At 61.2% G+C, this 26,797-nt stretch carries 30 protein-coding genes; 10 read left to right on the top strand and 20 right to left on the bottom strand.

Annotated features, from left to right (window positions below; genetic code table 11):
* Nucleotides 1-7: 7 nt before the first annotated feature.
* Nucleotides 8-700 (bottom strand): hypothetical protein, encoded by a 693-nt coding sequence (locus tag CVS29_RS03935; protein ID WP_146212989.1) that lies wholly within the window; start codon nt 698-700, stop codon nt 8-10.
* Entirely contained in the window at nt 697-2,217 is a 1,521-nt protein-coding gene (locus tag CVS29_RS03940; RefSeq protein ID WP_110105047.1) for a WXG100 family type VII secretion target, read from the bottom strand. The genes CVS29_RS03935 and CVS29_RS03940 overlap by 4 nt, the downstream gene beginning before the upstream one ends.
* A 127-nt stretch (nt 2,218-2,344) precedes the next feature.
* Between CVS29_RS03940 and CVS29_RS03945 the strand changes: the two genes are divergently transcribed.
* Nucleotides 2,345-3,268: a pseudouridine synthase gene (locus CVS29_RS03945; protein ID WP_110105048.1), complete on the top strand. Its 924-nt coding sequence runs from the start codon at nt 2,345-2,347 to the stop codon at nt 3,266-3,268.
* 94 nt (nt 3,269-3,362) lie between these two features.
* On the opposite strand, the gene CVS29_RS03950 is transcribed toward CVS29_RS03945, so the two are convergent.
* The 11 genes from CVS29_RS03950 to CVS29_RS04000 all read right to left on the bottom strand — a co-directional run bounded on the left by CVS29_RS03950 (nt 3,363) and on the right by CVS29_RS04000 (nt 11,577).
* A complete protein-coding gene (locus CVS29_RS03950; RefSeq protein ID WP_146212990.1) occupies nt 3,363-3,731 on the bottom strand; it encodes a hypothetical protein in 369 nt (122 codons plus the stop codon).
* Nucleotides 3,728-4,366 carry an Asp23/Gls24 family envelope stress response protein gene (locus CVS29_RS03955; RefSeq protein WP_110105050.1) on the bottom strand — a complete coding sequence of 213 codons (639 nt, stop codon included), beginning with the start codon at nt 4,364-4,366 and terminating at the stop codon, nt 3,728-3,730. The genes CVS29_RS03950 and CVS29_RS03955 overlap by 4 nt, the downstream gene beginning before the upstream one ends.
* The gene (locus CVS29_RS03960; protein ID WP_245932056.1) at nt 4,363-4,932 is read right to left on the bottom strand and encodes an RNA polymerase sigma factor; all 570 of its coding nucleotides are present in this window, start codon (nt 4,930-4,932) and stop codon (nt 4,363-4,365) included. Before CVS29_RS03960 ends, CVS29_RS03955 begins: the two co-directional genes overlap by 4 nt.
* A gap of 109 nt (nt 4,933-5,041) precedes the next feature.
* Complete coding sequence (locus CVS29_RS03965) at nt 5,042-5,647, bottom strand: hypothetical protein (RefSeq protein WP_110105051.1); 606 nt, start codon at nt 5,645-5,647, stop codon at nt 5,042-5,044.
* On the bottom strand, nt 5,644-6,273 hold the full coding sequence (locus tag CVS29_RS03970) for a hypothetical protein (protein WP_110105052.1): 630 nt from the start codon (nt 6,271-6,273) through the stop codon (nt 5,644-5,646). The genes CVS29_RS03965 and CVS29_RS03970 overlap by 4 nt, the downstream gene beginning before the upstream one ends.
* Nucleotides 6,270-6,695 (bottom strand): hypothetical protein, encoded by a 426-nt coding sequence (locus tag CVS29_RS03975; RefSeq protein ID WP_146212991.1) that lies wholly within the window; start codon nt 6,693-6,695, stop codon nt 6,270-6,272. Before CVS29_RS03975 ends, CVS29_RS03970 begins: the two co-directional genes overlap by 4 nt.
* Nucleotides 6,692-6,883: a DUF2273 domain-containing protein gene (locus CVS29_RS03980; RefSeq protein WP_110105054.1), complete on the bottom strand. Its 192-nt coding sequence runs from the start codon at nt 6,881-6,883 to the stop codon at nt 6,692-6,694. Before CVS29_RS03980 ends, CVS29_RS03975 begins: the two co-directional genes overlap by 4 nt.
* On the bottom strand, nt 6,880-7,413 hold the full coding sequence (locus tag CVS29_RS03985; RefSeq protein ID WP_218867976.1) for an Asp23/Gls24 family envelope stress response protein: 534 nt from the start codon (nt 7,411-7,413) through the stop codon (nt 6,880-6,882). The genes CVS29_RS03980 and CVS29_RS03985 overlap by 4 nt, the downstream gene beginning before the upstream one ends.
* A 175-nt stretch (nt 7,414-7,588) precedes the next feature.
* Nucleotides 7,589-7,894, bottom strand: a complete 306-nt coding sequence (locus CVS29_RS03990) for a hypothetical protein (protein WP_110105055.1) — start codon at nt 7,892-7,894, stop codon at nt 7,589-7,591.
* A 126-nt stretch (nt 7,895-8,020) separates the two neighbouring features.
* Nucleotides 8,021-10,840 carry a phosphoenolpyruvate carboxylase gene (gene ppc, locus CVS29_RS03995; protein WP_179442320.1) on the bottom strand — a complete coding sequence of 940 codons (2,820 nt, stop codon included), beginning with the start codon at nt 10,838-10,840 and terminating at the stop codon, nt 8,021-8,023.
* A gap of 185 nt (nt 10,841-11,025) precedes the next feature.
* A complete protein-coding gene (locus CVS29_RS04000) occupies nt 11,026-11,577 on the bottom strand; it encodes an SRPBCC domain-containing protein (RefSeq protein ID WP_110105056.1) in 552 nt (183 codons plus the stop codon).
* A gap of 169 nt (nt 11,578-11,746) precedes the next feature.
* Here CVS29_RS04000 and CVS29_RS04005 point away from each other — a divergent pair, with 169 nt between their 5' ends.
* On the top strand, nt 11,747-12,553 hold the full coding sequence (locus CVS29_RS04005; RefSeq protein ID WP_110105057.1) for a DUF1684 domain-containing protein: 807 nt from the start codon (nt 11,747-11,749) through the stop codon (nt 12,551-12,553).
* 26 nt (nt 12,554-12,579) lie between these two features.
* On the opposite strand, the gene CVS29_RS04010 is transcribed toward CVS29_RS04005, so the two are convergent.
* Nucleotides 12,580-13,794, bottom strand: a complete 1,215-nt coding sequence (locus tag CVS29_RS04010) for an acyl-CoA dehydrogenase family protein (RefSeq protein ID WP_110105058.1) — start codon at nt 13,792-13,794, stop codon at nt 12,580-12,582.
* Nucleotides 13,791-14,570 carry an SDR family NAD(P)-dependent oxidoreductase gene (locus tag CVS29_RS04015; RefSeq protein ID WP_110105059.1) on the bottom strand — a complete coding sequence of 260 codons (780 nt, stop codon included), beginning with the start codon at nt 14,568-14,570 and terminating at the stop codon, nt 13,791-13,793. The genes CVS29_RS04010 and CVS29_RS04015 overlap by 4 nt, the downstream gene beginning before the upstream one ends.
* Nucleotides 14,571-14,701: 131 nt before the next feature.
* Here CVS29_RS04015 and CVS29_RS04020 point away from each other — a divergent pair, with 131 nt between their 5' ends.
* Nucleotides 14,702-15,754, top strand: coding sequence for a glycoside hydrolase family 76 protein (locus CVS29_RS04020; protein WP_110105060.1), 1,053 nt, complete (start codon nt 14,702-14,704; stop codon nt 15,752-15,754).
* A 32-nt stretch (nt 15,755-15,786) separates the two neighbouring features.
* Here CVS29_RS04020 and CVS29_RS04025 read toward each other — a convergent pair whose 3' ends face one another.
* Nucleotides 15,787-16,377 (bottom strand): YdeI/OmpD-associated family protein, encoded by a 591-nt coding sequence (locus CVS29_RS04025; RefSeq protein WP_110105061.1) that lies wholly within the window; start codon nt 16,375-16,377, stop codon nt 15,787-15,789.
* Between the two features lie 47 nt (nt 16,378-16,424).
* On the opposite strand from CVS29_RS04025, the gene CVS29_RS04030 reads away from it, so the two are divergent.
* From CVS29_RS04030 to tgt, 4 genes are all read left to right on the top strand, one after another.
* Nucleotides 16,425-17,039 (top strand): hypothetical protein, encoded by a 615-nt coding sequence (locus CVS29_RS04030; RefSeq protein WP_110105062.1) that lies wholly within the window; start codon nt 16,425-16,427, stop codon nt 17,037-17,039.
* 14 nt (nt 17,040-17,053) lie between these two features.
* On the top strand, nt 17,054-17,593 hold the full coding sequence (locus tag CVS29_RS04035) for an NUDIX hydrolase family protein (RefSeq protein WP_110105063.1): 540 nt from the start codon (nt 17,054-17,056) through the stop codon (nt 17,591-17,593).
* A 68-nt stretch (nt 17,594-17,661) separates the two neighbouring features.
* Nucleotides 17,662-18,378, top strand: a complete 717-nt coding sequence (locus CVS29_RS04040) for an SRPBCC family protein (protein WP_218867975.1) — start codon at nt 17,662-17,664, stop codon at nt 18,376-18,378.
* Nucleotides 18,379-18,492: 114 nt separating this feature from the next.
* A complete protein-coding gene (tgt, locus tag CVS29_RS04045; protein WP_110105064.1) occupies nt 18,493-19,860 on the top strand; it encodes a tRNA guanosine(34) transglycosylase Tgt in 1,368 nt (455 codons plus the stop codon).
* 182 nt (nt 19,861-20,042) lie between these two features.
* Here tgt and CVS29_RS04050 read toward each other — a convergent pair whose 3' ends face one another.
* Nucleotides 20,043-20,792 carry a queuosine precursor transporter gene (locus tag CVS29_RS04050; RefSeq protein WP_110105065.1) on the bottom strand — a complete coding sequence of 250 codons (750 nt, stop codon included), beginning with the start codon at nt 20,790-20,792 and terminating at the stop codon, nt 20,043-20,045.
* 146 nt (nt 20,793-20,938) lie between these two features.
* Nucleotides 20,939-21,553 (bottom strand): hypothetical protein, encoded by a 615-nt coding sequence (locus CVS29_RS04055; protein ID WP_146212992.1) that lies wholly within the window; start codon nt 21,551-21,553, stop codon nt 20,939-20,941.
* 158 nt (nt 21,554-21,711) lie between these two features.
* Here CVS29_RS04055 and CVS29_RS04060 point away from each other — a divergent pair, with 158 nt between their 5' ends.
* From CVS29_RS04060 to CVS29_RS04070, 3 genes are all read left to right on the top strand, one after another.
* Nucleotides 21,712-22,881 (top strand): alpha/beta hydrolase, encoded by a 1,170-nt coding sequence (locus CVS29_RS04060; RefSeq protein ID WP_110105067.1) that lies wholly within the window; start codon nt 21,712-21,714, stop codon nt 22,879-22,881.
* Between the two features lie 87 nt (nt 22,882-22,968).
* A complete protein-coding gene (locus CVS29_RS04065) occupies nt 22,969-23,895 on the top strand; it encodes an NADP-dependent oxidoreductase (protein WP_170120900.1) in 927 nt (308 codons plus the stop codon).
* A gap of 186 nt (nt 23,896-24,081) precedes the next feature.
* The gene (locus CVS29_RS04070; RefSeq protein WP_110105069.1) at nt 24,082-25,281 is read left to right on the top strand and encodes a hypothetical protein; all 1,200 of its coding nucleotides are present in this window, start codon (nt 24,082-24,084) and stop codon (nt 25,279-25,281) included.
* A 60-nt stretch (nt 25,282-25,341) separates the two neighbouring features.
* On the opposite strand, the gene CVS29_RS04075 is transcribed toward CVS29_RS04070, so the two are convergent.
* Nucleotides 25,342-26,271: a 2-dehydropantoate 2-reductase gene (locus CVS29_RS04075; RefSeq protein ID WP_110105070.1), complete on the bottom strand. Its 930-nt coding sequence runs from the start codon at nt 26,269-26,271 to the stop codon at nt 25,342-25,344.
* Complete coding sequence (locus tag CVS29_RS04080) at nt 26,268-26,768, bottom strand: DUF2127 domain-containing protein (protein ID WP_110105071.1); 501 nt, start codon at nt 26,766-26,768, stop codon at nt 26,268-26,270. Before CVS29_RS04080 ends, CVS29_RS04075 begins: the two co-directional genes overlap by 4 nt.
* Nucleotides 26,769-26,797: the final 29 nt, after the last annotated feature.

Consider the following 26,797-nt stretch of genomic DNA (forward strand, 5'->3'; position numbering starts at 1 on the left):
TAGCTGGTTAGCTGGCGGACACCGAGACAATAATGACCTGTGTCGCTTTGCTGCCGTCATAGCGAAGATCATAGGTGACACCGAACCCCGGAGAGAACCCAGGCGTGAGCACATACTCGTGCTTTTCATCGGGGCGGGCCTTGACACTGTCAATCCAGTTCTCGGCATCTGCCCGGTCAATCCCATATTTCTCCACGCCCTCACGCACCAGCGCGAAGTACTCTTCGCCCGTGTCAGCGGTCAAAAAGTAGTAAATGATGTCCAAGGTGGGCATGGTGTCGGTGGTGGTGAAGCGGACGTGGTCCGTCTCCGCTGTCACCGTACCCTCACTGCCTACAATGCTCAGAAGAAATTTCTGTCCCCGCGGGGCAACCAACTCGGGCCCATACGCCGAGTCCGGCAGGCCGACCTCGTGCTTGATCAAGGCGCCCGTGCGGAAGTCGAGGCGGATTGACTTGCTTTCTTTGATCTGGGCAACGCCCTGCTCATTCAGCAAAGAAAATTCGGTGGTCGGCATGGGAGCCTCCTTTGTGTTGGTGGACGGGCCGCCCAGAGTAAATCCGCATCCGGTCAAGGCGAAGCATGCGAGCGCCGCCATGAGGAGCCAGAGGGTGGAGCGGGGCGCGCTACGGGTGGTGTTGGAACGGTTGGGCACACCTTGTTGGGTCATCGCTTGTTGGGTCATCGCTGGTTGAGTCATCGTTGGTGGACCTCCACCTGAAATCCGTCCAAAATTCTTTTGACGATCGGTGCAATGTTGTGGCTCGGCCGGGATTGTTCCACCCTTTGGTTAAAGTCTGAGCTGATGATCTCGCGTGCTCTCGCAGGATCGTTGGCCAACAACTCCTGATACTGAGGCAGCGTGTCCTTGGTGATCAAGGCCCAGCGTTGTTCTTGATTGGCAATGTTACCGTCCGGCAGGCCCGTGGTTACTTCAGTGCGGAATTGAAGCGGGTTATCCCAGTGGGTGCCAGGGACGTCCTTGGGGCCGGGCGATTCAACGTTGAAAATATAGGGGAAAACCTCCGGAAAGCTCTTGGCTCCAGGGATGGAAGGCTCGCCCACGAGCGTGACCAGATAGGTCACGGCCTCCCCGGTTCCTGGCCGTTGACCCATGAAGTCGTAGTCGTCCTTGATGATTTGGTTCTGTTCCCGATCCAACAGCACAGTATTGCCGTGCTTGATGCGTTCCGGATCCCCGGAGTCGATGTCATGCCAGGCCTGGGCTGTTTCCCTGCTGATGGCACCGGAGGCGTTGAGCCGATCAATTTCTGTGAGCCCGCCATGCTCATAAGCCATGTGCTGGCGGGCCTGATCGAGGAAGATTTCCTTGTTCATATCCAGCATGGCAACTTCATAGAACTTAACTTCGTCATCCGGCATGGCCGCGACGTCTCGCAGCCACTGCAACTGGTCAAGGGGAATCTTATCGATGGGGCCTTTGAGAACCTCTTGGGCGATGGTGCGCACCATGTCCATGTCCTTGAAACCTCCTGCGAAGGAGGGGCCAATCATGTTCGCCATGCCTGCCCACTGCAGATCTGGGTTGGCCAGAAATTGTTGACCGTAGAAGTCGTAGACCTTCTTGATGGTCTCCCAGTTGTGTGCCGTTCCCTTGGACGTGTCCCACTGCGATGGGTCTATGCCCATCCTTTCCATCGCCAGATTGTTCCAATAGTCATTCAGGAAACTCTTGTACTCCGGTGACTTTTCCAGAATCAGGCCCTGAGCAACGGCGTCATCCATGGCCTGTTTGGCTGCCGCCGAGTTTTCCGCGGCCCACCGTTTGAAATCATCGCCTTGGAGGTAGCTGATCCGTTCCTGCGCCGTCATGGCGTTGAGCTTGTCAGTGAGCTCCTGAGCTGCAGCGCTCACCTCCGCCGCGGTGGGACCGGCATTGGGCGGGCCGGTATTGGGAAGGCCGCCCGAACCGTGGGTGCCCAAGGAATTGGCAGAACTGGCGTTTTCCTGCTCTTGTGCATTGCGCAGCAAGCTGGCTGAAGCATCATTCATGCCGTTGACTATCTGGGCTATGGATCTTTTGTGCCCTGACCAAGTCCTGCGAAAATTATCCGCATCCGGTCCATACCATTGGGCCGCAGAAATAACGTGCGTCAAGGTCATCGCGGTATGCCGCAGATTGTTTCCGGCAGCCGTCATGTCCTTGGCGAACAGCCGCAACTGTTCGGGGTCCGCTCCCAGCATCTTCCCCGACATAGGGCTCCTCCCACCGTGCTCTGAGGTGCTCACGCTACCAATAAAGCAGCCTATTCGGGATGGTGAGAACTATCCATCCACGGGCATGGTCGGGTCAGTGCGTAACCCTCGGTACCCTTGAAAGGTGATGAAATCTCCCCTTCCCGTGCGCAATGGCGTCAATGCCACCCGCATGCGCATCCCCGTTGAAGGCCCCTGGGCAACGGCCATGGAGTATGTGCTGGATAGGTTTAGTCATGTGGACCCGGCGGGAATTGTGGAGCGTTTTGAACGTGGCGAGGTGAAGGCCCTCGACGGGGAGATCGTCACACCCACCACGGCGCTGAACGAGCACATGTTCATTTGGTACTACCGCGAGCTGCCCGTGGAGAAGCGGCTGCCCGTGGAACTATCCATACTCCACCAGGACGAGCATCTGGTGGTTGTGGACAAGCCGCACTTCCTACCCACTACGCCTGGCGGCATGTACGTGCAGGAATCAGCCCTGGTACGGCTGCGCGTGCTGCTGGACCTACCGGAGCTGGTGCCTATTCACCGTTTGGACCGCATGACAGCCGGGGTGTTGCTGTTCTCAGCGAACCCGGAAACTCGCGGCAAATATCAGACACTCTTTGAAAAACGGCGCATCGAAAAGACCTATAGGGCCGTGGCACCGGTCCGTGATGACCTGAAGTTTCCTCTGGTAGTACGCAGCCGCATGATCAAATCGCGCACGTATTTGCTGGCCCAGGAGGTCGAAGGCGAGCCGAATGCGGAGACCCGGATTGAGCTCATGGACACCCGGGTCGATGCGTCCGGGCAGACCCTAGGACTCTACGATCTGGCGCCACACACGGGTAAAACCCACCAATTGCGGGTGCATCTTGCCTCGCAGGGCCTGGGAATTCTCAATGATCCGTTTTATCCGGTCCTTCACGAACAAGCCCCCGATGACTACAGCAAGCCGTTGCAATTGCTGGCCCACAGCATTTCATTCCAGGACCCGCTGACCCGTGAAGCGGTGAAGTACTTCTCGAAGCTGGAACTGGCACAGTTCCCAGACCACAACTAGACGCAGCTGTCACTGTGGCGCCTAGTTGGCAGCCACCGCTGCGCATACGGAGAGCACGCTGGCAGGTCCGGACGCCCGCGCCCAATGAAACTGCTCAAACGCCGATCGTGGAAACTTCTACGATCGCCTTGACGCTCAGGAACGGATAATTTTCCGTGGCAAAGACACGAATCGCATCCGCCACCGCACGCGCCGTGGCAGGTGCTGGCAGCGAACCGTCGGTACCAATCCGTGTTCTGATGGTCAGGGCGCCAGTTCCGTCCCCGGTGGCAGTTGTGTCAACCAGGGGGAATTCTTCAATACCGCCCGAGCACACCACAAAGTGAGCCAGCTCCTCAGTGCCTTGCTCCAACAGTAAGCCCAGGCGTTTCACGGTTGTCAGCCACAGCGGATCGGCCGCATAGACGGTGGCAACCCCGTCCATGGACAGCACCAACTGGCGAATTTCCTCTTCCATGCTCATTCCGAATCCTCCCCCAAGCCGGCCGGGCCTCCGGAGCGTCCGCTCTCTCCGAAGTCTTCGCTCTCCTGGGCAAAAGCCTCATCCAACGGCGGGCGCAAATCTGTAAATGCCACGTGCACAGCCATCACGTTCAGCTCCGTGTGCACCAACAATTGCGCCCACACTGCTTCCCGCAATTGTTGTGCCAGTGTTGGCAGCGGGTAGCCATAGCGGGCGGAAACATGGATCCGCACCTCCACGGGCGCCCCGGGGACACTGACCTCCCCCTCCAAACGGCAGCGGCCTATGAGTACTCCTCCCAAAGAATCCCCCACTGAACGGACCAGCGCAATGACAGCACCTTCCGTTTCCGTGAGTTCATCATCGGGACCACCTTGTAACGGGATGGGGCGTCCGGCCCTGGTTTCCAAGCGCAGACTGGCCAGGATGCCGTCCAGCCAGCCGGCATCGGATGTGGCGGAAGCAACGTCGTCGTCCATGAGTTCATGAGCTGCGGCGCTGAGGCTGCGCAGCCCGGCAAGACGCGCGTGGCACTGCGGACAGTTCTCTATGTGAGCCGCGTCAGGTGAGGTGCCAGTGTCTAGGTAGTCGCTGAGGTCCGCGATGTGCAGGCTGCAACCGTTCGTGGGGTTCATCGCCATTCCTCCATTTCCTGAACTAGCGTTATCCGGGACCTAGCTAGCCGGCCCCGCACACTGGTAATGCTGATGCCCAGCTCCTCGGCGATCTCCGTGTAGGAAAGCCCTCCGTATTCCTTCAGTACCCAGCATCTTCGTTGCTCTTCAGGCAGCCGCGTCAGTGCTTTTTCCAATGCCCGCCGCGCGGACCCGGCCACAGCTAGTTGCTCCGGCGTTGGCTCCCGGTCAGCGGTTTCAGACTGGTCCTCTAAGTTGCTGTGCGTCTTACGACGGCGGCCGGTGTCCACTGCGCGGCGGGAGACTATGCGCATGAGCCAGGACTTCACAGCGCTTCCGTCCTGCAAGGCGGCAATGTCCCTCCAGGCCGTGAACAGCGCATCCTGCACAACGTCGTCGGCCTCGTCATAAGAGCGCACCAAGCGCCGGGCATAGGCGCGCATGAGCGGACCGTACCGGCGTGCGAGCATATCAAACGAGGCAACATCACCGTCGCCGGCCCGCTCCGCCAAGAGGGCATCGGAGGCATCCGCGAGCTTGTGCGGGAGATCCTGCTGTTGTTCCACCTGCTAGGGCCTTTCGAGGTTCGCGGCTGGATCAGGGATATTTGGTGTGGTGGCGGCACCCATAAGGAGCAGCCACGTCTTGATGGTAGGCGATACCCATCCTGCCACCTCACAGCACCCTTCCGGCACGTCCAAACTTTGTGCGTGTACCAGCGCGGATATGCACCAGCACAGGGATTTGTGAGCCAAGAAGCGCATCTAGACCACGGACCAGGTGTTCAACTTCGGCCGTTAAGTCAGCGGGTGAGGCACCTCTTCGCGCCTGGACACTAATCTTGAGCGCCACCCCGCCAACCACACCCCGTGCCCGCCACGATGTCACGGAACAGGAGAGCGCCGCAGTGTTATTCGCTAAAGCATCCTTGATGAGCTGCCCGGCAACCGCCGTGTCCACAGTGGTGTCTCCGGCGCCGCTGGCTTGGCGGGCCACGTAAGAGCTACGGCCCCTCCCTTGGGCAATAATCCACCACACGAGTAACACTGCCAGCAGCACGAGCAGAGCCAGCACCGCCACGCTCCACCAGCTGGTGTTGGTCCCGGGGATCGGGGCGGCCGCCAGGTTTTCTTGAATGCGAGCCCAGAGCTGGGTGGCGCTGACTTGGGCGGTGCCGGTTTGGGCAGTACCGGCCAGCGCCGCTGTGACAGCTAGCCCGAGGACTACCACGGCGAGCAGCGCCAGCACTGTGCGGTTCAGCCTGCGCTGGGCGCTATTCATGACGCCACCGTTTGCGTTCCCGTGGTGACATGCAAGGCCAGGGTCTTACGCAGACTGTAACTGGCCACTTCACCTTCCACGGCTTCGCGAACAAGTGCTAAGTCCACAGCTTTGCCTGAGCCGGGGTGAAGGACTACCAGAACGCGCTTTTTTCCAATGCGGCTGGTGACTTGTTCAGGAGCCAGGCGCGCAGCTGTCCGTGCGGCTCTGGAGACCGCGGCCGCCAGCACTTCACTGTCAACCACCACGGCGGAACGCTGATTCTGCACAATATGCCGCAACTTGTTCCCTGGAAGGATCGCCGCGAGCAACAGTGTTAACCCTAGAAGAGCCAGGAGTGCCGCTGCTCCGATCAACGCCCCAGGGGCAGCATCGGCTGTCAGTGAAAGTGATCCCTGGGCCAGTTTCGCTGGGGCTATCAGCAAGGGTGGCTGGCCAGTTGCCGCAAGCACCAGTTCCACGCCCAGCCACAGGGTTACCACGAGCAGCACGGCAGCCACTGTGACGGATAGAGTAGCCCTGCCCGAGCGGGTTTCACGGGCATTCATGCGATTGATGGCCCGGTTGTGCTGCTGGTTGTTGGGCAAGTTGCTCTGCTGGGGGCCCTTTGCTGTTGTGGCTCTCATTGAACCCTCCCCGCGGTCCTGCTCGTGGCCTCATGAATTCCCGTGAAGCGAACATCTACGCGCGCAACTGTTGATCCAGCTAACAGCGCAAAACGCGCAGCAACCACCTTCCTTGCCGCGGCCGCCCACTCAAAGACGGTGCCGCCGTCGAGCGTGGAAAAAACAGCAGTAGAGTTTTCCTTAGCCGCCCGGACCATGAGGGGCACAACCAGGCGAACTCCTACTTGTCCTTGCTCATCATGGAGCGAGGCCCGTACCTCTTGCAAGGGCACCTTGAAAGCATCGGCGGCAATGGCTGCTATCAGCTGCTCCAAGGTGCCGGACGAAATGTTGGTGTACCCGGCGCACATCGGTGGCCGGCTTCGAAAACTTGGCTGCTGTTCAATCCCCAGCGGGCCGGTATCCATGAGGCCGGTATTCATGAGGAAGTGCGCTTGCCTCTGAGGGCGTCAATGACTCCCCTGAAATCCAGCCGGCCCTCCATGCTTCGCCCGATGACCGCTCCAACCGCCATGCACAGGGCTACCAGAAGCATGGCCCAGAATCCGAAGGCCACGGCGGTAAGTGCCAGCACAGCCCCGACTACTGCCCCGATAGCGGTGGCACTCATGAGACGCGGGCTTCGCGCTGGCCGCTCTGCTCGGTACGAACGCGCTGCTCGTCATTGTCAGCCCGCCTGCTGGGCCGCTCATCGTCATCCTCGGTGGCAATGTGGATATCGGTGATGGAGACATTGACCTCCGTTACCTCCATGCCAACAACATCTTCAACAGCCGCATAGATGGCGTTGCGGACATCGTCGGCCACTTGCTGGAGAGGGTGCGGGTACTCCACCACCAACGTGACGTCAACTGCCACCTGGGTCTGACCCACTTCAACGCTGACACCCTGAGTGAGGTCCTTCTGACCGACGGCTTCGCGAATACTACCCAAAGCGCGGGCCGCACCGCCGCCGAGTGCGTACACACCGGGGATATCCTGGGCTGCAATGCCTGCCACCTTGGCCACCACACCGTCCGCCACTGTAGTGGTTCCGCGGCTTGTTGCTGTCTGCCGTGCCGCATCAAAAGTACTTGACGCTACGGGCTTTGCAGCGGCGTTGGCTGCAGGCTGGTTCTTGCTTTGAGGCGCAGTAGTCAAAATAATCACTCCCGAAATTCATCGTGTCGATATTTTTCAAGCATATTTTTCAAGCTCGGTGCCATCGTGGCGCCTACAAGTAAGGCGTAGCGAACGCTTACATCCTCACGGTGAATTTTATGTGATCTTAATCACAAGTATGGGGCGGCTCCAATGACCGGTCAAATGGGGCTGCTCAGATTGCGAGCCACTTCCCGGTTTGGCGGCGGTAGGTGCGCAGCGCACCCGAGCTGGCCACGGTATTCACACCGTGCGCCATGGATACCGCAGCGTTGCGCGCAAACTGGTTCTCGGCGTCGTGCTCGCTGGCCTCCACCATGAAACGCACGGTGATGCGCGGGGTTCCGGCCACAATATCTAGCTGATTTGCCTCCACTACATGAGCGGCACCGACAGCGGCAACGGCCATGTCCATAACTTCCTCGGGGGCGTGGCCAGGACGCAGCCCGGTGATCTGAAGGGTGGCGCGGAAGGAAGGCATTACTCCAGCCTATCGGCGGTGGGCCACACACAAAATTGCGCCCGCCTCCCAAATATGCGCCAGGTAAAGCGGGCGCATATTTGGGAGGTGGGCGCAATTTTCAGCACGGGAAGCCGAAGCCGGTGCTTATCCGGTGTTGCGCAAGCCGGCGGCAACACCATTGATGGTGATCAGCATGGCTCGTTGCAGGCGCTCATCCACCTCGCTCGCGGTGATGTCCGCTTCCCGGACGCGGCGCAGCAACTCCACCTGGAGGTAGGAGATCGGGTCCAGATACTGATCCCGGACTTCCAGGGAACGCTTGAGCAGCGGCTGGTTACCCAACAGCTCGCTTTCTCCTGTCAGCAGCTGAATTTCGGCAACAGTCAGGTCAAACTCGGCGCGAATTGTGGCGAACAGGTGCTGCAACTCGGCAGGGACCAGGGTGCGAACATAGTGCGCGGCAATATCCATATCCGTCTTGGCCAACGTCATCTCCACGTTGGAAATGGTGGAGGAGAAGAAGTGCCAGTGATCCAGCATTTCCTTGAGCTCTGCTCCGCGGCCGGCCTCACGTGCCGCGCGAAGGCCGGAGCCCACACCGAACCAGCCGGGCACGATCTGGCGTGACTGGGTCCAGCCGAACACCCACGGGATGGCGCGCAGCCCACCCAGGCCAGACCCCGAGTCCGGGCGCTTGGACGGGCGTGAACCAATGTTCAACGAGCCCAGCTGTTCCACGGGGGTGGAGGCCAGGAAGTAGGCCGGCAGATCCTGGTGCTCGATCAGTGTCCGGTAGCTGCCAAAGGCCGCATCAGAGATGACTTCCATGATCGCCCCAAAGCGGCCCAGATCGTCCTCGGAGTGGCGCGGAGCCTGATGCAGAGCAGATCCCTGCATGACAGCAGCGAGCGAGAGCTCCAAGTTTTCACGGGCCAGTTCCGGCAGGGAGTACTTATCCGAGATGACCTCGCCCTGTTCGGTGAACTTGATGGCGCCTTCCAAGACGCCGTTGGGCTGGGCCATGATGGCATCATACGTGGGGCCACCGCCACGGCCCACTGAGCCGCCACGGCCGTGGAACATGCGCACGTTGACACCATGCTTGAGTGCAACATCGCGGAGCTTGCGCTGGGTCTTGTGGATTTCCCACTGCGAGGTGAGCACGCCGGATTCCTTGTTGGAGTCCGAATAGCCGAGCATGATTTCCTGCACGTCTCCGCGCAGCCGCACCAATTCACGGTAGGCAGGATCCGAGAGCAACTGGTCCACAATCTCCGCCGAGGCGCGCAGCTCGTCCACGGTTTCCAGCAGCGGGGCAAAGCCGATCTTCGCGTAGCGGTTCTCACCCGTGAGCTGGACCAGACCGGCCTCGCGGGCCAGCACGGCAGCTGCCAAAACGTCATCGGCGCCGCGAGTCATGGAGATGATGTACGTTTCCACAACATCCGGGCCGTAGGTGCGCAAGGCACGGCGCACCACACGGAAAACGTCGTACGTGCCGTTCGCTGCGCCGTCGAGCTTAATGGGGTGACCGGACAGCGGGCGGTGGCTGGCCAATTCTGCGCTCAGTACGGACATCCGCTCGGCACGCTCGAGTTCTGCGTAGGGTTTGCCCAGCTCGCTAACCCGGTCAATGAGCTGGCCGACGGCGTCATGGTGGTAATCCGCGTGCTCGCGGATGTCCAAGGTGGCCAGGTGGAGGCCGAAAGAGGAGATGGCCCGGCGCACCGAGGCGAGGGCGCCGTCGGCAACCAGCGCTGCCGAATTGTTGCGCAGTGAGGTCTCCAGCAGTTCAAGATCGGCGATGAGCTCGGAGGTGGCGCTGTAGTCCCGGCCGGGCTCGTGATACGCGTCCGCTGCCACGCGCTTTTGGGTGTTGAACAGCTTGGCCTTGATGCACGTCAGCTTCAGACGGTACGGCTCATCCGCGTTCAATTCCAGCACGCGGGCATCGAACCCGGGCAGGTTCGCCAGATCGGCTGCGATGGAATCCGTCAACGCCTTATCCGCACCGCACAGGGCACTGGAGTTGGAGAGGACGCTGAGCAGTTCATCAATGAGCGCCGTGGCAATCTTCACGGCGTTCTGGTTCTGCAGGATCAGCACTTCACGGGTGACCTCCGAGGTGACGTTGGGGTTGCCATCGCGGTCCCCACCAATCCAGGAGCCAAAGCGCAGCGGAGCCGCATCGGCAGGTAAAGAAACACCGTGCTCGCCGAGGAGGTCGCTGAGCTCGGTCAGCACCTCCGGCATGGCGTCGGTGAGGATGTTGCGCAGGTAGTAAATAGCGTTGCGTGCCTCATCCATGGGGGTGGGGCGAACCTTGCGCAGCTCATCGGTCTGCCACATCTGATCAATGATTTCGGCAAGTTTGCGGTCCTGGCGGGTACGCGCGGACGTGCCTTCCTCGGAGGGAGTGGCCAGGATATCGGAGAGTTTGCGGATCTTATCCAGCACCGAACGCCGTGACGCCTCAGTGGGGTGGGCGGTGAAGATTGGCCTCACATCGAGTTCATTGACCACCTTCTGCAAAGCATCCGTACCGGCTTGTTCAGCGATCTCGGTGACAGCCTTGGCCAGCCAGCCATCCTTTTCAGCACGTGTTCGCAGGCTGCGCACGCGGTGTACTTGCTCGGCGGCATTGGCCAGGTGAAAATAGAACGCAAAGGCGCGAACCAAATCGGTTGCCTGCCCCAGTGGCAGGGAGGCGAGGACCTCGCGGACCTGCTCTGCGACGTCATTCGCGCTCCAAGGCCCTGTGCCGGAATCGCCGCGGGCGGCTTCCTTGGACTCCTTGGTGAGCAGACGGACTTGCTCCACCATGGCGAGCAGCTCGGGCCCGTGCTGACGGACCAGGGATTCACCCAGGAGCGTGCTGACACGGCGTACATCTCGGCGCAGATCAGTGTCCTGCTCCGGGTTCTGGGAGGTGCCCTGAGGGCTAGCGTGCATGTCTGAGCTCATGAGTCAGCGTCCTTACGGTCTATGAATCTGGGGTGCTCGTATGCGGCGCTGAATACGGTGGCGGCCCAAGGCAGGGCCTTTTGGATCCTACTGGGCCTTGTGTGACGGGTGCCAATCAGTCTCAAATTGTGGCTGAATTTTTACGGCTGGCCACCGGCTAGCCGGCGTGGCTGGCTACCGTTCGGCTACCGTGCGGCGTAGCTGGCGTGGGCGCTTTCCCAGCAAGGGTAAAAGTCGTCCCACCAGTGCTGCCAGTCAATGCTTTTGCCCTCAAGGGCCTCATTGAGGTGGTCCAGATGCACGTGCCAACCGGCCATCGACATCAACACAACCTCTTCCGGCAGCGCAACAACATTACGGAACGTCAACACCGTACCGCCGGGCACGGGGACCAGTTCAATACGAATCCGGCCGTGCATCGAGTTGGAGATTTCAAGGAGCGCTGGCGCCTCGGCTTCCACCACGCGCCCGTTCCACCAGTCAGTTTCAATGCCTTGTCCAACATCTTTGACGTTGAGCCATTTCAGGTCAAAGGAGGATCCCGTCTTAGCGTGACCACGCACTTTGGCCCACCACATTTGGGTTTTTTCGGGATCAGTCAACATGGCCCACACCGCGTCCGGGGATGCTGCATAATGCCGGGTGAAGACAAGTTCCGTGCGCTCGGAATCCACTACGGCCCAGGTGCCGAGCGGAAACCGTGCCATGTCCTTGTTGAATTCTGCGTTTGAAGCCATGAACCTATTCTTCCACTACCGCCGGGCACCCGGATCGTTAGGTGCCCGGATCGCCGGGCACCCACGGCGTTAGGTGCCCGGACCACTGGGTGCCCGCCGCGCCCGGAATACGCGCATGCACCCCGCCGTTGCAACGGGTAGAGGTTTTTAGCGCATTCAAAGGAGCATCATGAGTACCCCCACCGCCGAGCTCAGCCGTCTCACCCAGCGTTGGGAGCGCTTCCGTTCCGGGCGGGACACCTCGTTGGCCGACGCCCACGGCTGGCTGACCCTGACCTCCTTCCACTGGCTCCCCACCACCGCGTCCGTTTTGCCCGGCATACCCGGACTGTGGAGTTCTGACGGCACTGCGGCGTCACTGACCGCCGCTGCAGAGGATCACCTGACGCTGGTGAAAAGCGGCGAACCGGTGAATGGCACCGTCACCGCTTTGCTCGTGGATGAAGAGTCACTGCTCTGGGTTTCCTATGGTTCGGTGGTGGTTGAGCTGGGCATGCGGGCCAACCGCTACATGATCCGTACCCGTGACGCGCTCTCACCCACCTTCACCCATTTTGCTGGGGTGCCCGTTTTTGACTACAACCCGAATCTCGTGGTGACGGGGGCGTTTACCCGCTTTGCTGCACCGCGCGCGGAGGCCATCGCCACGGCAAACCCGGAGGTGCCCGGCTCCGCCGAATTTGTTGGTGAAGTGTCCTTTGAACTGGCGGGCACGCAGTACCAGTTGGACGCTGAAGCAGGCGCCTTGGGTTCTCTTGTGATCACATTCCATGACGCCAGCAACAACGTCTCCACCGCGCCGTGGCGCAAGGTTGAACTGTCCAGGCCGCGCCCGGACGGCTCCGTTGTGCTGGATTTCAACCGCGCCATCAACTACCCCAGCGCCTTCAGTGACTTCGGTACCTGCCCGCAACCCGTTGCAAACAACACGCTGGCCGTGGCCATAGAAGCCGGCGAGCGCGACCCGAGGAAATAAATCCTGCGCTAAACGAGGGCACCGCCCTAAACGATCGCCGAAATCCCCGTAATGGCCCGCCCGGCAATGAGTGTGTTGATTTCGTGGGATCCCTCATAGGTATAAATGGCTTCGGCATCGGCAAAGACCTTCGCCATGGAATAGTCACTGACAATTCCGTTGCCGCCCAGAATAGACCGCCCCAGCGATACGGTTTCGCGCATCGCAGACGTGGTGTGAGCCTTGGCCAGGGCCACCTGGGCCATGGTTGGACCCCCGGAGTCACCAGAGCCGGCGCTCTCTGACGCGTCTTGCAACCCCGCAATGCGTACCATCATGGCCAACGAAGAGGTGGCATTGCCCAGCATGGTCACCAACTGCGATTGAATCAGCTGGAACGCGGCAAGGGGACGGCCAAATTGCTGGCGCTCAAGAGCATAGGCCCGGGCAATATCAAAGGCCGCGAGCTGTTGCCCCACTGCCTGCCATGCCACGGAGATCCGCGAGCTGAGCAGCAACTTGTTGATGTCCGCGAAGGAATTGACCTGGGCAATCCGGTCCCGCTCCGGGACTTGCACGTCTATGAGTGTGATGTGCGCGTTTTGGACTGTCCGCAGCGCAATTTTGTTTTCAATCTTGCTCCGCTGCACCCCGGAAAGAGTGGCATCCAGGAAGAAACCCCGTACCTCCCCTGTCTCGGCATCCCGCGCCCACAGCAACATCCGCTCGCAAAACGTCCCGTTGCCAATCCAGCGTTTGGCACCGTTGATCACCCAGTGGGTTCCGCCGTCGTCGCCCATCACACGCCGGGCCGTGGTGACCATCCCGCCGGCAACATCGCTGCCGTGATCAGGTTCGGTCAGGGCAAAGGCGCCCGTGGTGCGCAGCGCCACGGCATCGGCGAGCATCCGCTCCTGCTGCTCCTGCGAGCCAAAGTCAATGAGAGCCTGCACAAAAAGGTCGTGGTGGACCAGAAAAAACGTGGCTAGGGACGTATCTACCCGCGTCATTTCAGCCACTACCAGCCCCGTGAACAAGTGGCTATACCGGCGGCGGTCCGGGGCAGCCAGATCCAGGGCAGCAATCTTGGGCAGGATGTGGGCCGGGAACTGCGCATCATTCCACCAGCCGACGGCGTGCGGGGCCACCTCCTGCGCCAGAAAGGCCCGCAACTGTGCCAGCTTGGCCTGTTCCTGTGCACTGAGCAGCGCCTCGAAGTCGTAGAAGTCCGCGGACGGCAACTCCCTCTCAGGCAAACTCATTTGGGTGCCATCCGGATGGCGCCGTCGAGTCTGATGGTTTCGCCGTTCATCATGGCATTCGCGAGAATGTGTTCCACAAGCGCCGCATATTCAGCGGGCTTGCCCAGCCGTGAGGGGTGCGGAACCTGCGCCCCCAGGGAATCTTGCGCCGCTTGCGGCAAACCTGCCAGCATGGGCGTTTCAAAGATGCCCGGCGCAATGGTGACTACCCGGATCAGCGAACGCGCCAGTTCACGGGCTAGTGGCAAGGTCATGGCCGCCACGGCACCCTTCGAGGCCGCATAAGCGGGCTGGCCGATCTGCCCGTCAAAGGCAGCCACGGAGGCTGTGTTCACAATAACCCCGCGCTCGGGACCGAATTCCCCCGCGAGCGGCTCGGCAGCGGCCATGGCCTCGGCACACAGCCGGACCACATTGAAAGTACCCACCAAATTGATCTGGACCACGCGGCTGAATGCCTCCAACGGCAGCACACCCTCACGCCCCAGCACCTTCCCGGGAGTGGCAACGCCTGCACAATTGACAGCGATTCGCAGCGTCCCCAGCTCGGCGGCAGCCTGGACCGCGGCACGCACCTGGGCCTCATCGCACACATCAGCTGGGGCAAAGACAGCCCGCTCCCCGAGTTCCGCGGCAAGCTCGGCACCGTGCGAACCTGGCAAATCAACCAGTACGACGGCGGCACCGGCCGCGTGCAGCCGCCTCGCCGTTGCTGCACCCAGCCCGGAGGCACCACCGGTGATGAGCGCAACCGTGCCATTGTCAGAGATTTCCATAATTCCTCCTCATTGAGGTGCTGCCACCCGTCACCAGGCCACAACGACTTTGCGTTAATGCATACTAACCAAAATTTCTGGATGCTGGGGCGTGCCTTTAACACCACGGCTAGGACAGTACGCTTGGGTCCATGACAGGCCCTTTCCCGAACACGGCGAAGTCACCACACCCCTCCCGGGATTGGGCTGCGCTGGCCGCCACTGCCGCACAAAACGTCAACGCCCGTTTTGGCCATCCGCTGATGCGCCTGCCGGGGACCTGGATCGGTTCCCTTGCAGCAGGGCCCAACGCCCGCCCACCATCGACAGTGCCGTGGTCCGAATGGCATTACTGGTGGCAGGCCCACTACCTTGACGCCATCCTGGACGCCGGGTTCCTGGCCCTGTCCGACGGCGCACGCCCAGCAGCCCGGCGCTGGCTGCGGCAAGGTCAGGCCCTCTTGCGCGGCATCCTCATCCGAAACTTCGGCCGCTTCCCCAACCATTTCTATGACGACATGGCGTGGCTGGCCTTGGCAGCCTCCCGGCTCAACGAATTATCCCTGCGGCTGAACGCTAAACCCGTGGCGCTGGCTCGGTTTGCCACGCGGGTGCTGACCCGGCAGTTGCATGCGGCCCATGATCAGGTGCTGGGCGGAGGCTTGTACTGGTCCCGGAAACGCGACTACAAAAACACTCCCGTCAACGGCCCGGCCGCTCTACACTTTGCCCGGATTGGCGAGCTCCGCACTGCCGCAGCGGTGACCGCTTGGCTGCGCACCGAACTCTTTGACCTGGACTCGGGACTGTACATGGACGGCGTCCACCCCACCGCTACCGGGCGCAGCGTGGAAAGAAACATCTACACGTACAACCAGGGCCCTATCCTTGCCGCCCTACTGACGCTCGGAGGGCCGGGCCAGCTCGAGCAGGCAGCCGGCCTCGTCACCGCCATCAAAGCCCAGCTCAGCACCCCCGGGCACGGGCTGCGCCTCGAACCAGGCGGCGATGGAAGCCTGTTCACCGGCATCCTGTGCCGTTATCTGGCCGTGGCCGCGCGGGACGGAAGGCTTTGTGCCCAAACCCGGGAAACGGCGTCGAACCTCATTGTTCAGACCGCGGAACAACTCCTGAATCACGAGCCGGATCAACTCTCAGCCGCCATCCAGCGCTGGAGTATCTTTTCAGCCGCAGCCGCACTCTAATCGTCGGGGCGCCACTGACCTTTCACGTACGCCTAGAGCGGCCGGCGCTTTTGCGGGTACGGCGTCTGCCCCGCTGCCAGCATCCCCACAAAACGAAGCATGTTTGCCTCTCGGGCGGCTTGCGTTTTCACATTGGCCAGCCGGTAGAGAAAGGCATAGCGGTTGGTAGCGCTCAGGACCTCGAACATGGCCTGGGCCGCCGGGTTGGCTGCGATCGCGGCGGCAAAATCGTGCGGAACCTCGGCACTGGCCTGCCCGGAGTATGCAGCCTCCCAGCGGCCGTCCGCCTTGGCAGCATTGGCGGCGGCAACTCCTGCAGAGCACATACGCCCCTGCTCACAGAGCCGTTCAAAGTGGCCCACGTTGATCTTGGACCATTTACTGGCCTTGGTGCGCGGGGTAAAACGGCGAACAAAGGAGTGCTCGTCACGTTTGCCCACCACCCCGTCAATCCAGCCAAAACACAGCGCCTCATCAAGGGCACCCGCATAATCGAGCTCAGTGACGGCGCCGCCCTTCTTATGCAGCACCAGCCGAACCCCGGGAGAGTTGGTGTGGTTCTCGCTCAACCAGGCCCGCCATGAGATGGCGTCGGGGAGCAGCAATTCAGGAAGTTCGGCCATGACTCAACACTATTATTGGAACCATCCACCCGCCACCAGGAGAAACCATGCTGCGCGTGCGCCCCCTTATTTTGACCCCCCACTTCGATGCCACCGTCACACAACTGCGTGAGCTGGGCCTGGACACTCTGGAGATCGGCAGGGACAGCGCCGACTTTGATTCCGGCAACGGCAAGATCCGGGTGATTCGCGAGTCTCCGCAGGCCAGCCGCACGGAGCTTGCCTTTGAGCTGCGCGACGCCACTATTTTTGTTCGGCGCACTCTGGCCGATGGCTCGCACGCGGAGCTTGCTGACACAGACAACGGCCCCGGGGCTAAGGTCACCGCGCCCGACGGTTTCAGTTTTTCACTGGCCGAATCCGAAGACCTCCGCCTGCCCCACCCGGACACGGCCCTGGCTGTCACCGCCATCTGGCGCACCCCGGACACTGCTGCCGCCAACAAGGTTCTGGCCAACATTGGCGCCAAGTTTGTCCGGGATCTCCCGGATGGCGGTGCCCTGTACCGGGCCAAAAACGGCGGTTTTGTGGCCACGGCGCAGGGTGAGGTGTCCGGCGTCGAGCTTGAGCTAAAGCACGGCTCCGGGATACTCACTTTTGGTGCCGGCAGCGAACTCTTCCTAGATTTCAGTGCGGAAAAGAAGCGCGCAGGACGTGGATAAGGTAGAACTTAGATATGAGCGTGCGTACCCCTGATCCTTATCCCGGCTGGTTATCCAACGAGGACCTCTATGAGGCTCGCAACCGGCTTCCCATGGTCTATGTCGAAGCGGTTCCAGTGAGGCTGGACCCGCTGGGATACGTCAACGAGGTGGGGCTGCTGCTGCAAGCTGATGAGCAAGGTTCCATGGTGCGAACCCTGGTCTCGGGAAGGGTGCTGTACCGCGAAACCATCCGGGCCGCCCTCATCCGCCATATTGAGAAGGATCTGGGCCCACTCGCAATGCCACAGCTACCTGTCAGTCCCGTCCCGTTCACGGTGGCCGAGTACCTGCCCTCTCCCTCCCAAACGGGATTCACGGACGAGCGCCAGCACGCGGTTGCCATGGTTTATGTCATCCCGGTGACGGGCGACTGTGAGCCGCGCCAGGACGCCCTCGAGCTGACGTGGATGACACCGGAGGAGGTTCTCAGCCCCGGTGTCCAGGCTGAATTCGTGGGCGGCCGCGGGGCGTTGGTGCGCCAAGCAATCTCCTACGCCGGCTTGGGCCGCTAAGCCGAGGCTCGGCAACCCGCCGCCGGCAGCTCTGGCCCGTTTGAACTATCGAGCGTAGATTACCTTCCATGGTGACCACTCAGCTTTCCGTCCTGATCAACGCCGATGCCGAGCAGGTTTGGCTCATGCTCCGTGAACCAGCCAAACTTGCCCAATGGCACGGTTGGGACATGGACGGCCTGGATGCGGAAATCCAACAGGTCTATCACGCCAATGTGAGCGAAAGCGCTGACCATCTGCGCTTGAACTTGGAAATGGGCGATTTTTTCACCTTGCAGCCGCGGCCAGACGGCACCTTATTGACGCTGACTCGTGGTGTGGCCACAGGTGAATGGGCCAAGTACAACGAGGATATTACTTCTGGTTGGACCATGTTTATCCAGCAATTGAAGTTTGCTCTTGAACGTCACCCAAAAACTGCAAGGCGCACCATCTATGTTGATGGGACCAGTTCGGCGCACACCAACTTGTGGGACGCCCTGGGCATCGATACCGGGTGGCTACCCGATCCGGGGGAACCCTACGAGTTGACGTTGAACACGGGGGCTTCACTATCCGGCAAAGTTTGGTATCGCAGTGAATCCCAAGTGGGGTTGACGGTGGCCAATTATGCGCAGCATGGAGACGGGCTGCTTATTCTTGCCCAGCAGAAACCCTTGGAAGGTCTGCGCGAACACCCCGGCGCCCAGATCATCGCCTCCACCTATGGCCTCGGCGCCGCAGCTTTCGACGCTATCGGCACCCAGTGGGACGCCTTCATGGAAACCCACTTCCCTGACGAATAACACCCGTCACCTCCTCGACTCTTTGCAGTAACTGCGTGAGCGTTCAAAGGGGTGGGGCGGTTGCGTTGGACACCTTCGTGACCGCTGGCCGGCAAAGACTGGCAAAATGGAGAAATGCCTTCCCCTGAAACACTCACTGACCTGCTTGCGCCCGCACACGCACCCTCCGAAGCGCCCTGTGAACCACCGGCGCCCGGCGCACCTGCCTCGCAAAGCGAATTCGGTTTTACCGTCACCACCCGGCTGAACGAGACGTGCGCACCCAACGCAGCGGCGATTGAGAAAAACGGCGGGGCGTTCCAGGGCCGTACCGGCGTCATCACCACCCCGCACGGCGCCATCAAGACCCCGGCGTTCATCGCTGTGGGCACCAAGGCCACCGTGAAGGCGGTACTGCCGGAAACCATGGCGGAATTGGGTGCGCAGGCGTTGCTCTCCAACGCCTACCACCTGTACCTGCAGCCCGGCGCGGACATCCTAGATGCCGCCGGCGGCCTCGGTAAATTCATGAACTGGTCTGGGCCCACGTTCACCGACAGCGGCGGATTCCAGGTCATGTCCCTAGGCTCAGGCTTCAAAAAAGTCATCAACATGGATGCCGTGGCGGCCTCCCCGCACGCCGGCGCCGACGACTCCGTGGCCGTGGGCAAGGAACGTCTGGCGCACATTGACGATGACGGTGTCTGGTTCAAGTCCCACCTCAACGGGGACATGCACCGTTTCACCCCGGAGGTCTCGATGCAGGTCCAGCACCAGATCGGGGCGGATATCATGTTTGCCTTCGATGAGCTGACCACCTTACTGAACTCCCGCGGCTACCAGGAAATGTCCCTTGAACGCACCCGGTTGTGGGCGCTGCGCTGCATCGAGGAGCACTTCCGCCTCACGGAGGAGCGCACGGGCAAGCCGTACCAGGCCCTGTTTGGCGTAATCCAGGGCGCCCAGTATGAGGACCTGCGCCGCAAGGCCTCCCACGATCTGGGAGAAATGAACTTTGACGGTTTCGGAATTGGCGGTGCGTTGGAGAAGGAAAATCTGGGCACCATTGTGCGCTGGTGCTCCGAGGAGCTGCCGGAGGACAAGCCGCGCCACCTGCTGGGGATCTCGGAACCCGATGACATTTTCACCGCCATCGAGAACGGGGCTGACACCTTTGACTGCGTCTCGCCCACCCGTGTGGCCCGCACCTCCGCGTTCTACACCCCGGACGGGCGCTTCAACCTCTCCGGAGCCAAGTACAAACGCGATTTCACGCCTCTCTCCGATGAGTGCGATTGCTACACCTGCGAAAACTACACGCGCGCCTACATCCACCACCTGTTCAAGGCCAAGGAAATGGTCTCCTCCACGCTCGTCTCCATCCACAACGAGCGCTTCGTGGTGAAAATGGTGGACGATGCCCGCCTCGCCATCGAGGATGGCACCTTCTTCGCGTTCAAGGCCGAAACCCTGCGCCGCTATTACCCCAAACGGCAGGCATAGCGGCGCAAAAAAGTACGACGGCGGCACCCGGGAGAGTCAAAAAACTCACCCAGGCGCCGCCGTCGTATGTTCAAAACGGGTTCGGCTGGTGTTCGCGGAAAAAGACAGTGGTAGACGGCCGTCTTTTTCCGCAAACGCCATCCGAATCCACACTGGGCTCCAGCCGAAGCTGCGGGCAGCAACTATGTTGCCGGCGCGGCCTCCACATAGGAGGGCTCGTTGCGTTTGAACCAGCGGATCACCACCGCGGTGACGGGGATGAGCGCGTACTGCACACCCACTTTGTACACAAAGCCCACCAGCACGTAGTTGACGAACATGCCAGAACCCACAATGCCAATCACAGGGGCGGCAATGGCACAGAAAATCAGGGTGTCCAGGAATTCCCCGGCACCGCTGGAGCCCATGAGCCGCACCCACAGCTTGCGTTCACCGTGGTGGGCCTTGAGCCGGACCATGATCGCGGAATTGACACTCTGCCCGGCCAAAAATGCGAGCAGGCTGGCCAGCACAATTTGCGGCACCGGTCCCAGCGCGTCCTGCAGGGCCTGCTGTTTAGCCAGCCCAAAGTCGTCAGTGAACCCGGGCAGCGCAATCATGACCCAGTAGGAAAGGGACGCGAAAATGGAGAGTGCAAACGTGGTCAGGATGGCCTTGCGGTTGACCTTGAAACCGTAAATTTCACTGATCACATCACCCAAAATGTAGGCGAAGGGGAACAGGAAGAAGCCGCCGTCGGTGATGATGGGGCCAAATTGCACGCCCTTGGAGGCGCCAATATTGGAAAGGATCACAATGACGGCCATGCACGCCAGGAGAATCCCAAAATAGGGGCTTCCGATGGCGGCGAACGTAGGCGTGGTTTTGGGGAAGTTTTTGGTCGGGGTTGCCGAATCAGGGGTTGCCGAAGCTTTGCTTTGCAGCGGGGACATGTTGAGTCTCAAATTTCTTTTGTTTAAGTGGTTCGCTCATGCCACACCCGTCAGGGGCGGCCGGCTGTATTATCACTGGGCCCGTCTGCACCCGGGCCACCCCCTATTCTGCCACGGCAGCAATCCCCTGCCCACCCGGGCTGCCGTTACTTCCTGAAGCTCAGGATCTGCGCCACACGGCTCCAACCGTCGACGGCGGCAAATCGTTGCGCTTGTTCCTCACCTGCCACCAGATACAGAGTGTCTGCCCCATGGGCGAAGGCTTCATCGCCCAGCCCCGCAACAATGGCGTTCTCAAACACGGGAAGCTGATCCTCATAGCCCTCATCAACACTGAGCTCAGCCACCACGGCAAGTTCATCTGCCGTGCTCAACCGGCCACGGCCCACAGGGTGGTCAAAGACCGCTAGCTCAACAAGGTCGTAGTTCTCCATGGGCGCCTCCGCAAGATTGGCTTCGGCAGGCAAGTGCGGCGCCAAGTCAAGGTTGTCCGTCTGCGCCTGCAGCAGCACCGCCCGCGAGGTGGCCACAAGTCCTTTGGACAGGGCATAGGTAGTGGTTTCGGCGGCATCCTCGGTGATCAAGACAAGCTCCGAGCCCTGCGCCAGCACCGTGATTTGAGCTTCAATATCCTGCCCGGGCCACACCATGACGTGCTGGTTGCCGAAAAGTACTGTGGAACCCTCAACTGTGGCGGCCAGGTCCTGGCTCGCAGCCCACGCCTGTGCCCAGTCCGCAAAAGTGTCCTGCCAAGATCCCATGTCTTCACCCTTTCCAACCACAATATTTCAGGTGCTGGCGGCTCCATCCGGGCCGCCCGCGTGCACCTCCAGCATAGGCACACTCACCGCGGGAAAACATCGCAATAAACATCACGCACCCGTCCCCTCTTCACGGCTGCTACGGCTAGCATCAAGCTATGAGCACATGGCAGCAGGACGTCCTTGGCCCCACCTTTGAACAGCTCACCCTGGACCTTCCCGCAGGTTCCCCCGCCACACTGGTTCGCTACGTTGGCCCCGCACCACTGTGGGAGCCGTCCGCGCTGACCGGTGCCGATGTCCTGTACGTCCACGGCTGGTCGGACTACTTTTTTCAGCACGAGCTGGCCGAGTTCTGGCACCGCGCCGGGGCCAATTTTTATGCCCTTGACTTACATCATTACGGCCGCAGCCTGCGCCCGGGCCTGGCGCCGGGGCAGGTCTCTTCCCTCACCGAGTACGACGCCGACATTGCGGCCGCGCTGTTGGCCATGGGACGCAGCGTGGTCCCCGAAGCGGCGGTTCCTTTCCCCTCCCCTGAGCCTGCCCCGGATGAGAAGTCCTTTGAGCTGGACTTCCTAGAGGAAACCCGGCACCGTCTCAGCGCGGCCTTCGACGCGCTTGCAGGGCGCGAACGCGTCGAAAAAGCCCCCGAATTCACGGGCCAACGCCCCCTGGTTTTGCTGGGCCATTCAACAGGCGGGCTCACACTGAGCTTGTGGGCCGCGCGGCACCCGGGTGCGGCATCCGCCCTCGTGCTTAACAGTCCTTGGCTGGAATTCCAGGCCAGTGAGGTGGGGCGCGCCATGGTGGCACCGCTCATCCAGGCGCGCACCAGGTTCCGGCCCATGGTTCCGCTGCCGCCTATTGACCCCGGTTTCTATACGCGGGCCGTGTCAAAGAAGTACGACGGTGAGTGGGAGTACGAGTCCGCCTGGCGCCCGGATCGTGGCTTCCCTGTGACGGCATCGTTCTTAAATGCTGTCTTTCAAGGGCAGGCGCAGGTAGCTCGTGGGCTGGGCCTGACGGTCCCGGTGCTGGTCATGCTCTCAGACAAGAGCTATTTGCAACCCAAATGGTCGTCCAGCGCGTTGTCCTCAGATGTTGTCTTGAATGTGGATGTGGTGGCCAAACGCGCCCTGGATTTGGGATCCAGCGTCACATTGCACAGGATCCAAGGCGCCTTTCATGACGTTTTCTTATCCCCCACCGAGATCCGGGATCAGGCGTACTCAGGCATGGGCCGCTGGGTAGAAGCCGCCCTGAATGCAGCCACATCGCAGCGCTGGGAGCGGCGAAGTGTGAGCTCCTTTCTCGGCATTTCCTAGTGCGCATGTGTTTGAATAATGCGCAGGAATAAAACCACGAGTCGCTTTGGGTCTCAAGGAGAGGAACACGCTTCCATGAATTCATCGATGAAGGCCATGACTTACCAGCAATACGGCGGCCCGGAGGTTTTGCAACAGGCGCCGTTGCCCATTCCTAAAGTGTCCCCCGGGGCTGTGCTGATCCGTGTCAAAGCGGCAGGGGTGAATCCGGTGGACTGGAAAATTATGGGCGGCCACCTCGATTCCCTGATGGATGTGAATTTTCCCGTGGTTCCAGGCTGGGACGTTGCCGGAATTGTGGAGGCAGTGGGCTTCGATACGCCGGAGTTCTCAGTGGGAGATGAGGTATTTTCCTATGGCCGCCGGGATACCATTCAGGGCGGGACCTTCGCCGAACTTGTGGCACTTCCAGCCGCGATCGTGGCACACAAGCCTGCAAACCTTTCTTGGGAACAGGCCGCAGCCCTCCCCTTGACCGGCCTGACAGCTCAGCGGAGTCTAGATACGCTAGGCGTGACTGCGGGCCAGACGCTGTTGATCCACAACGGTTCCGGCAGTGTTGGGCGCACCGCCATCCAGCTAGCAGCCCAGGAGGGCGTGCGCGTCATCGCCACGGGCTCCGTAAAAAACCATGCCCGCCTCCGTGAACTTGGCGCCATCGCGGTGGAATACGGTTCCGGGCTAGTGGGGCGCGTGCGCGCCGAAGCGCCGGAGGGTGTAGACGCCGTGGCTGACTTTATTGGCGGCGTCCTCGAGGATACTTTGGCGTTATTGAAGGAGAACGGCCGGCACGCCTCAATTGCAGATGCGAGCGTGAGCTCCCACGGCGGGCACTACGTCTGGGTCCGCCCCGGCACGGAGGAACTAGTGCGCCTGAGCCTGCTGGTTGAGGACGGATCGCTGAGCGTAGATGTGGCGCAAACTTTTCCCATGCAGGAAGCTGCCCGCGCCTTTGAAGCCAGTATGTCCGGGCACGGCAGCGGCAAGGTGGTCCTGACCGAGTTCAGTAACTAGCCCCCGCGCCCTCCACGGCTCGTCCCGCGTTTCGGGGCACTCTGACCTCTTCCGCGCACGGGGGTGGGGCGCGGGGGCGTGGGTGTGCGCCGGGGCGGAGTGGGCTTGCGCGGCTGCACGGGTGCGGCAGCCAGGCCAAGGCGACTACGGTTAAGGAACCTCATCCCGCTGTCTGCAAGGAACCCTGTGGCCAATAAGTCCAAGAACGCCAAGAAGTCCCGTTTCGGCAATCCGGCCAAGGCCTCGGCCGACTCCGCTGCCCGGTCAACGCAACGGCCCTCGGCCGAGGCCCGGCTGGATCGGGCCATGGTGGCACTGTCGTCGGGCTATGTTGCCTGGTTGGAAGCCGAGAGCCGTCCCAATAAGTCAATCGATCTCAGCCTTGCCATCCTGGATGATTTCTTTGACATGTACCGCATCCTTGAACCGCATCCGGATCCCACCAATCTGGTGCCCGCAGCGCTGCGGGAAGTTCTGGAAGTCACCGGCCACGCGAACCCGCTGGGTGTGATGACCCTGCGCAACGGCGTCCATGATTACATCGCCTACTTGGCCGAGGCCGAGCTTTGGACGGGAACGCATGAGGATCTGATGACCATTTTTGAAGAGCTGGCGCAGACGGCAGTTCCCGGGGCTGACCCCGATGACGCGTTGGATGATGATAGCCTGTCCGTTGAGGACTACGAGTTCGCCGAAATCTACCTCCCCACGGTCAGTGAAGAGGCGGCTGCAACAACAGCTGCCAATTCCCCACTCTGGAAGAATGTTCTGGCCCTGCTTGAGTGGATTGGCGAGGGCAAGGACCTCACGGAACACGGCACCGTGCTGGATCAGGAAGGCGCCGCTGCCACCTTGATCCATACAGGCGTAGGCGCCCTCGCCGCGGCCGCCGCGTTCACCACCCCGGCCGATCACGGCGCCGCACGGCTGGCACTTTATTGGCAATTGCTGGATGTGGCGGGGCTGGTGAGCGTGCGTGAGAGCCGTATCTCCCCCACCTCCACGCAGCTGTTGCAGAGCAATGATCCCGAGATGGTGTTGCATATGCGGGATTTGATGGGCCATCTGATTTATACGGCCACCCTGGAAGGTTCAGAGGAGGGCATTTATGAGGATTGGCATCTGGAAATGGCGGATTGGCTGACCCAAGCCGCATCCGGCGCCCCTCCCGAAGCGGCCCTGCTCATCCAAGCCTTGGAGGAGCCGGATTCTGTTCATCCGGACTTGTTGGCCATTGCCCAAAACATCGCCCACTGGGCTGAGGAGGGCCTTGTCACCGTTGGCGAGTTCATTGAGGTGCCACCGGTCTGGCGTCCCGACGTTTTTGACATGCTCAAGGACGATTTCCCCATCCAGGCAGTAGGTCCGGGAGCAGAGGATCTCTGACCCAGAGTACGACGGCGGCCGGCACCTCGCCCGGACGGGGCACCGGCCGGGCGAGGTGCTTTAGCTGCGGCTGGCCTCGTTGACGCGCAACTGCAGGAGCGCCAGATCGATCAGCGGCACTGGCACACCCAACCCGGCGGCCCGGCGAGCGAAGTCGCCCACTATCTGCTCGCCCTCATGCGCCAGCCCGGCCGTCACATCCCGGTACAGCGACGAGGTGAACGTTGAGCCAGGCTCGGTAAGGAACGTGAGGTTACCCGCCTGCTGCGCTTGTGGCACCGGGTAGCCTGCTGCGGCAGAGACCGCAGCGGTCTGCGCCAGTACCGCCGCCACAAACTCCGGCCCTCCCGGCACCGCGGCAATGGACCCCACCGGTCCGCGCATGAGGCAAGTGGTGACCCCGGCAGCCACAATAAAAACCCATTTGTGCCACATGATGGCCAGCCCATTCGGCACAGCCACGGCTTCGAAGCCAGGCACGGAAATCTCGGCCAGCAGCGCCTGCACCCGTGCTGACACGGCGCCTTCCAGGGGACCGTCTTGGTCACCAATGCTCCAGCGCGCTAGCGGGTTGAGGATCGCAATGTCGCCGTCGGCGTTAATGGTGGAGACCAAATGCACCACGGAACCGATCACGGCGTCGGCACCAAACGCGGTGGCCAGCACCTCCATGTGCCCCATACCGTTTAGGAACGGCACAATGAGAGTGTCCGGCCCCACGGCCGGGGTCATGTCCACCATGGCTTGTTCCAGGCCGGGACCTTTAACGGTGACCAGGACCACGTCGAATATCTCATCAAGCGTCCCTGCCGTGAGGATACGGGGCGCACTACGGGTTTCACCTTCCGCGTCCACAATGCGCAAGCCGCGTTCCTGCAGGAATTGTGCACGTTTTTCGCGGACTAAAAAGCTCACATCCCGGCCGGCACGGGCCAACGCAGCGCCGAAGTATCCCCCAGTTGCACCGGCCCCTACTACGAGTATTTTCATGTGCCTATTTCCTTGCTGACACGTCGTCGGTGCCTTCGGTATTCATGCCAGGTGAGCAGCACAATGAGTGCGTCAAACACTGTCAAGATGATGAGCCCGGCCGAGGGCTGCACGCTCAGCTGATAGAGCTGGTAAAGGATGAACAGGCCAAGGACGGCGATCATCCAGGGGTACGCCCACAACTTATCCACGAGTAATGCGGCCACAAGGACCACTTTTACTATGCCATGAGCCAGCAGGTAGAAAGCGGCAAAGAGGACCACATGGTCGCTGAGCCCGGAGGCGCCCCGAAGGATGCGGTTGGCAATAAAATTATCCGGATCTTCGGTCAGTTCCGGCTGGGTGACCAGGACGGCAATCTCCTGGATTTTGGCCGGGGCTATGAAGAGCAGGAGCACGCCACCGAGCAGTTCCAGGACACCGTCCAAGCCTTTGATGATGATGCCGGCGACGAAGAGCCTGTCCCACCAATCGGTCATTTTGAGTATGCGCATCATTCCTCCAGCCGCATTCCTGCTTGGAGCCT

This window comes from Arthrobacter psychrochitiniphilus (assembly GCF_003185915.1).
In the GTDB taxonomy this organism is placed as follows: Bacteria; Actinomycetota; Actinomycetes; order Actinomycetales; family Micrococcaceae; genus Specibacter; species Specibacter psychrochitiniphilus.

Excerpts from the sequence above, each read along its gene's own strand:
- CVS29_RS03935 (WP_146212989.1), bottom strand. The coding sequence starts at position 700 with ATGACTCAACCAGCGATGACCCAACAAGCGATGACCCAACAAGGTGTG.
- CVS29_RS03940 (WP_110105047.1), bottom strand. The coding sequence starts at position 2,217 with ATGTCGGGGAAGATGCTGGGAGCGGACCCCGAACAGTTGCGGCTGTTC.
- CVS29_RS03945 (WP_110105048.1), top strand. The coding sequence starts at position 2,345 with ATGAAATCTCCCCTTCCCGTGCGCAATGGCGTCAATGCCACCCGCATG.
- CVS29_RS03950 (WP_146212990.1), bottom strand. The coding sequence starts at position 3,731 with ATGAGCATGGAAGAGGAAATTCGCCAGTTGGTGCTGTCCATGGACGGG.
- CVS29_RS03955 (WP_110105050.1), bottom strand. The coding sequence starts at position 4,366 with ATGAACCCCACGAACGGTTGCAGCCTGCACATCGCGGACCTCAGCGAC.
- CVS29_RS03965 (WP_110105051.1), bottom strand. The coding sequence starts at position 5,647 with ATGAATAGCGCCCAGCGCAGGCTGAACCGCACAGTGCTGGCGCTGCTC.
- CVS29_RS03970 (WP_110105052.1), bottom strand. The coding sequence starts at position 6,273 with ATGAGAGCCACAACAGCAAAGGGCCCCCAGCAGAGCAACTTGCCCAAC.
- CVS29_RS03975 (WP_146212991.1), bottom strand. The coding sequence starts at position 6,695 with ATGAATACCGGCCTCATGGATACCGGCCCGCTGGGGATTGAACAGCAG.
- CVS29_RS03980 (WP_110105054.1), bottom strand. The coding sequence starts at position 6,883 with ATGAGTGCCACCGCTATCGGGGCAGTAGTCGGGGCTGTGCTGGCACTT.
- CVS29_RS03990 (WP_110105055.1), bottom strand. The coding sequence starts at position 7,894 with ATGCCTTCCTTCCGCGCCACCCTTCAGATCACCGGGCTGCGTCCTGGC.
- ppc (WP_179442320.1), bottom strand. The coding sequence starts at position 10,840 with ATGAGCTCAGACATGCACGCTAGCCCTCAGGGCACCTCCCAGAACCCG.
- CVS29_RS04000 (WP_110105056.1), bottom strand. The coding sequence starts at position 11,577 with ATGGCTTCAAACGCAGAATTCAACAAGGACATGGCACGGTTTCCGCTC.
- CVS29_RS04005 (WP_110105057.1), top strand. The coding sequence starts at position 11,747 with ATGAGTACCCCCACCGCCGAGCTCAGCCGTCTCACCCAGCGTTGGGAG.
- CVS29_RS04010 (WP_110105058.1), bottom strand. The coding sequence starts at position 13,794 with ATGAGTTTGCCTGAGAGGGAGTTGCCGTCCGCGGACTTCTACGACTTC.
- CVS29_RS04015 (WP_110105059.1), bottom strand. The coding sequence starts at position 14,570 with ATGGAAATCTCTGACAATGGCACGGTTGCGCTCATCACCGGTGGTGCC.
- CVS29_RS04020 (WP_110105060.1), top strand. The coding sequence starts at position 14,702 with ATGACAGGCCCTTTCCCGAACACGGCGAAGTCACCACACCCCTCCCGG.
- CVS29_RS04025 (WP_110105061.1), bottom strand. The coding sequence starts at position 16,377 with ATGGCCGAACTTCCTGAATTGCTGCTCCCCGACGCCATCTCATGGCGG.
- CVS29_RS04030 (WP_110105062.1), top strand. The coding sequence starts at position 16,425 with ATGCTGCGCGTGCGCCCCCTTATTTTGACCCCCCACTTCGATGCCACC.
- CVS29_RS04035 (WP_110105063.1), top strand. The coding sequence starts at position 17,054 with ATGAGCGTGCGTACCCCTGATCCTTATCCCGGCTGGTTATCCAACGAG.
- CVS29_RS04040 (WP_218867975.1), top strand. The coding sequence starts at position 17,662 with ATGGTGACCACTCAGCTTTCCGTCCTGATCAACGCCGATGCCGAGCAG.
- tgt (WP_110105064.1), top strand. The coding sequence starts at position 18,493 with ATGCCTTCCCCTGAAACACTCACTGACCTGCTTGCGCCCGCACACGCA.
- CVS29_RS04050 (WP_110105065.1), bottom strand. The coding sequence starts at position 20,792 with ATGTCCCCGCTGCAAAGCAAAGCTTCGGCAACCCCTGATTCGGCAACC.
- CVS29_RS04055 (WP_146212992.1), bottom strand. The coding sequence starts at position 21,553 with ATGGGATCTTGGCAGGACACTTTTGCGGACTGGGCACAGGCGTGGGCT.
- CVS29_RS04060 (WP_110105067.1), top strand. The coding sequence starts at position 21,712 with ATGAGCACATGGCAGCAGGACGTCCTTGGCCCCACCTTTGAACAGCTC.
- CVS29_RS04065 (WP_170120900.1), top strand. The coding sequence starts at position 22,969 with ATGAAGGCCATGACTTACCAGCAATACGGCGGCCCGGAGGTTTTGCAA.
- CVS29_RS04075 (WP_110105070.1), bottom strand. The coding sequence starts at position 26,271 with ATGAAAATACTCGTAGTAGGGGCCGGTGCAACTGGGGGATACTTCGGC.
- CVS29_RS04080 (WP_110105071.1), bottom strand. The coding sequence starts at position 26,768 with ATGATGCGCATACTCAAAATGACCGATTGGTGGGACAGGCTCTTCGTC.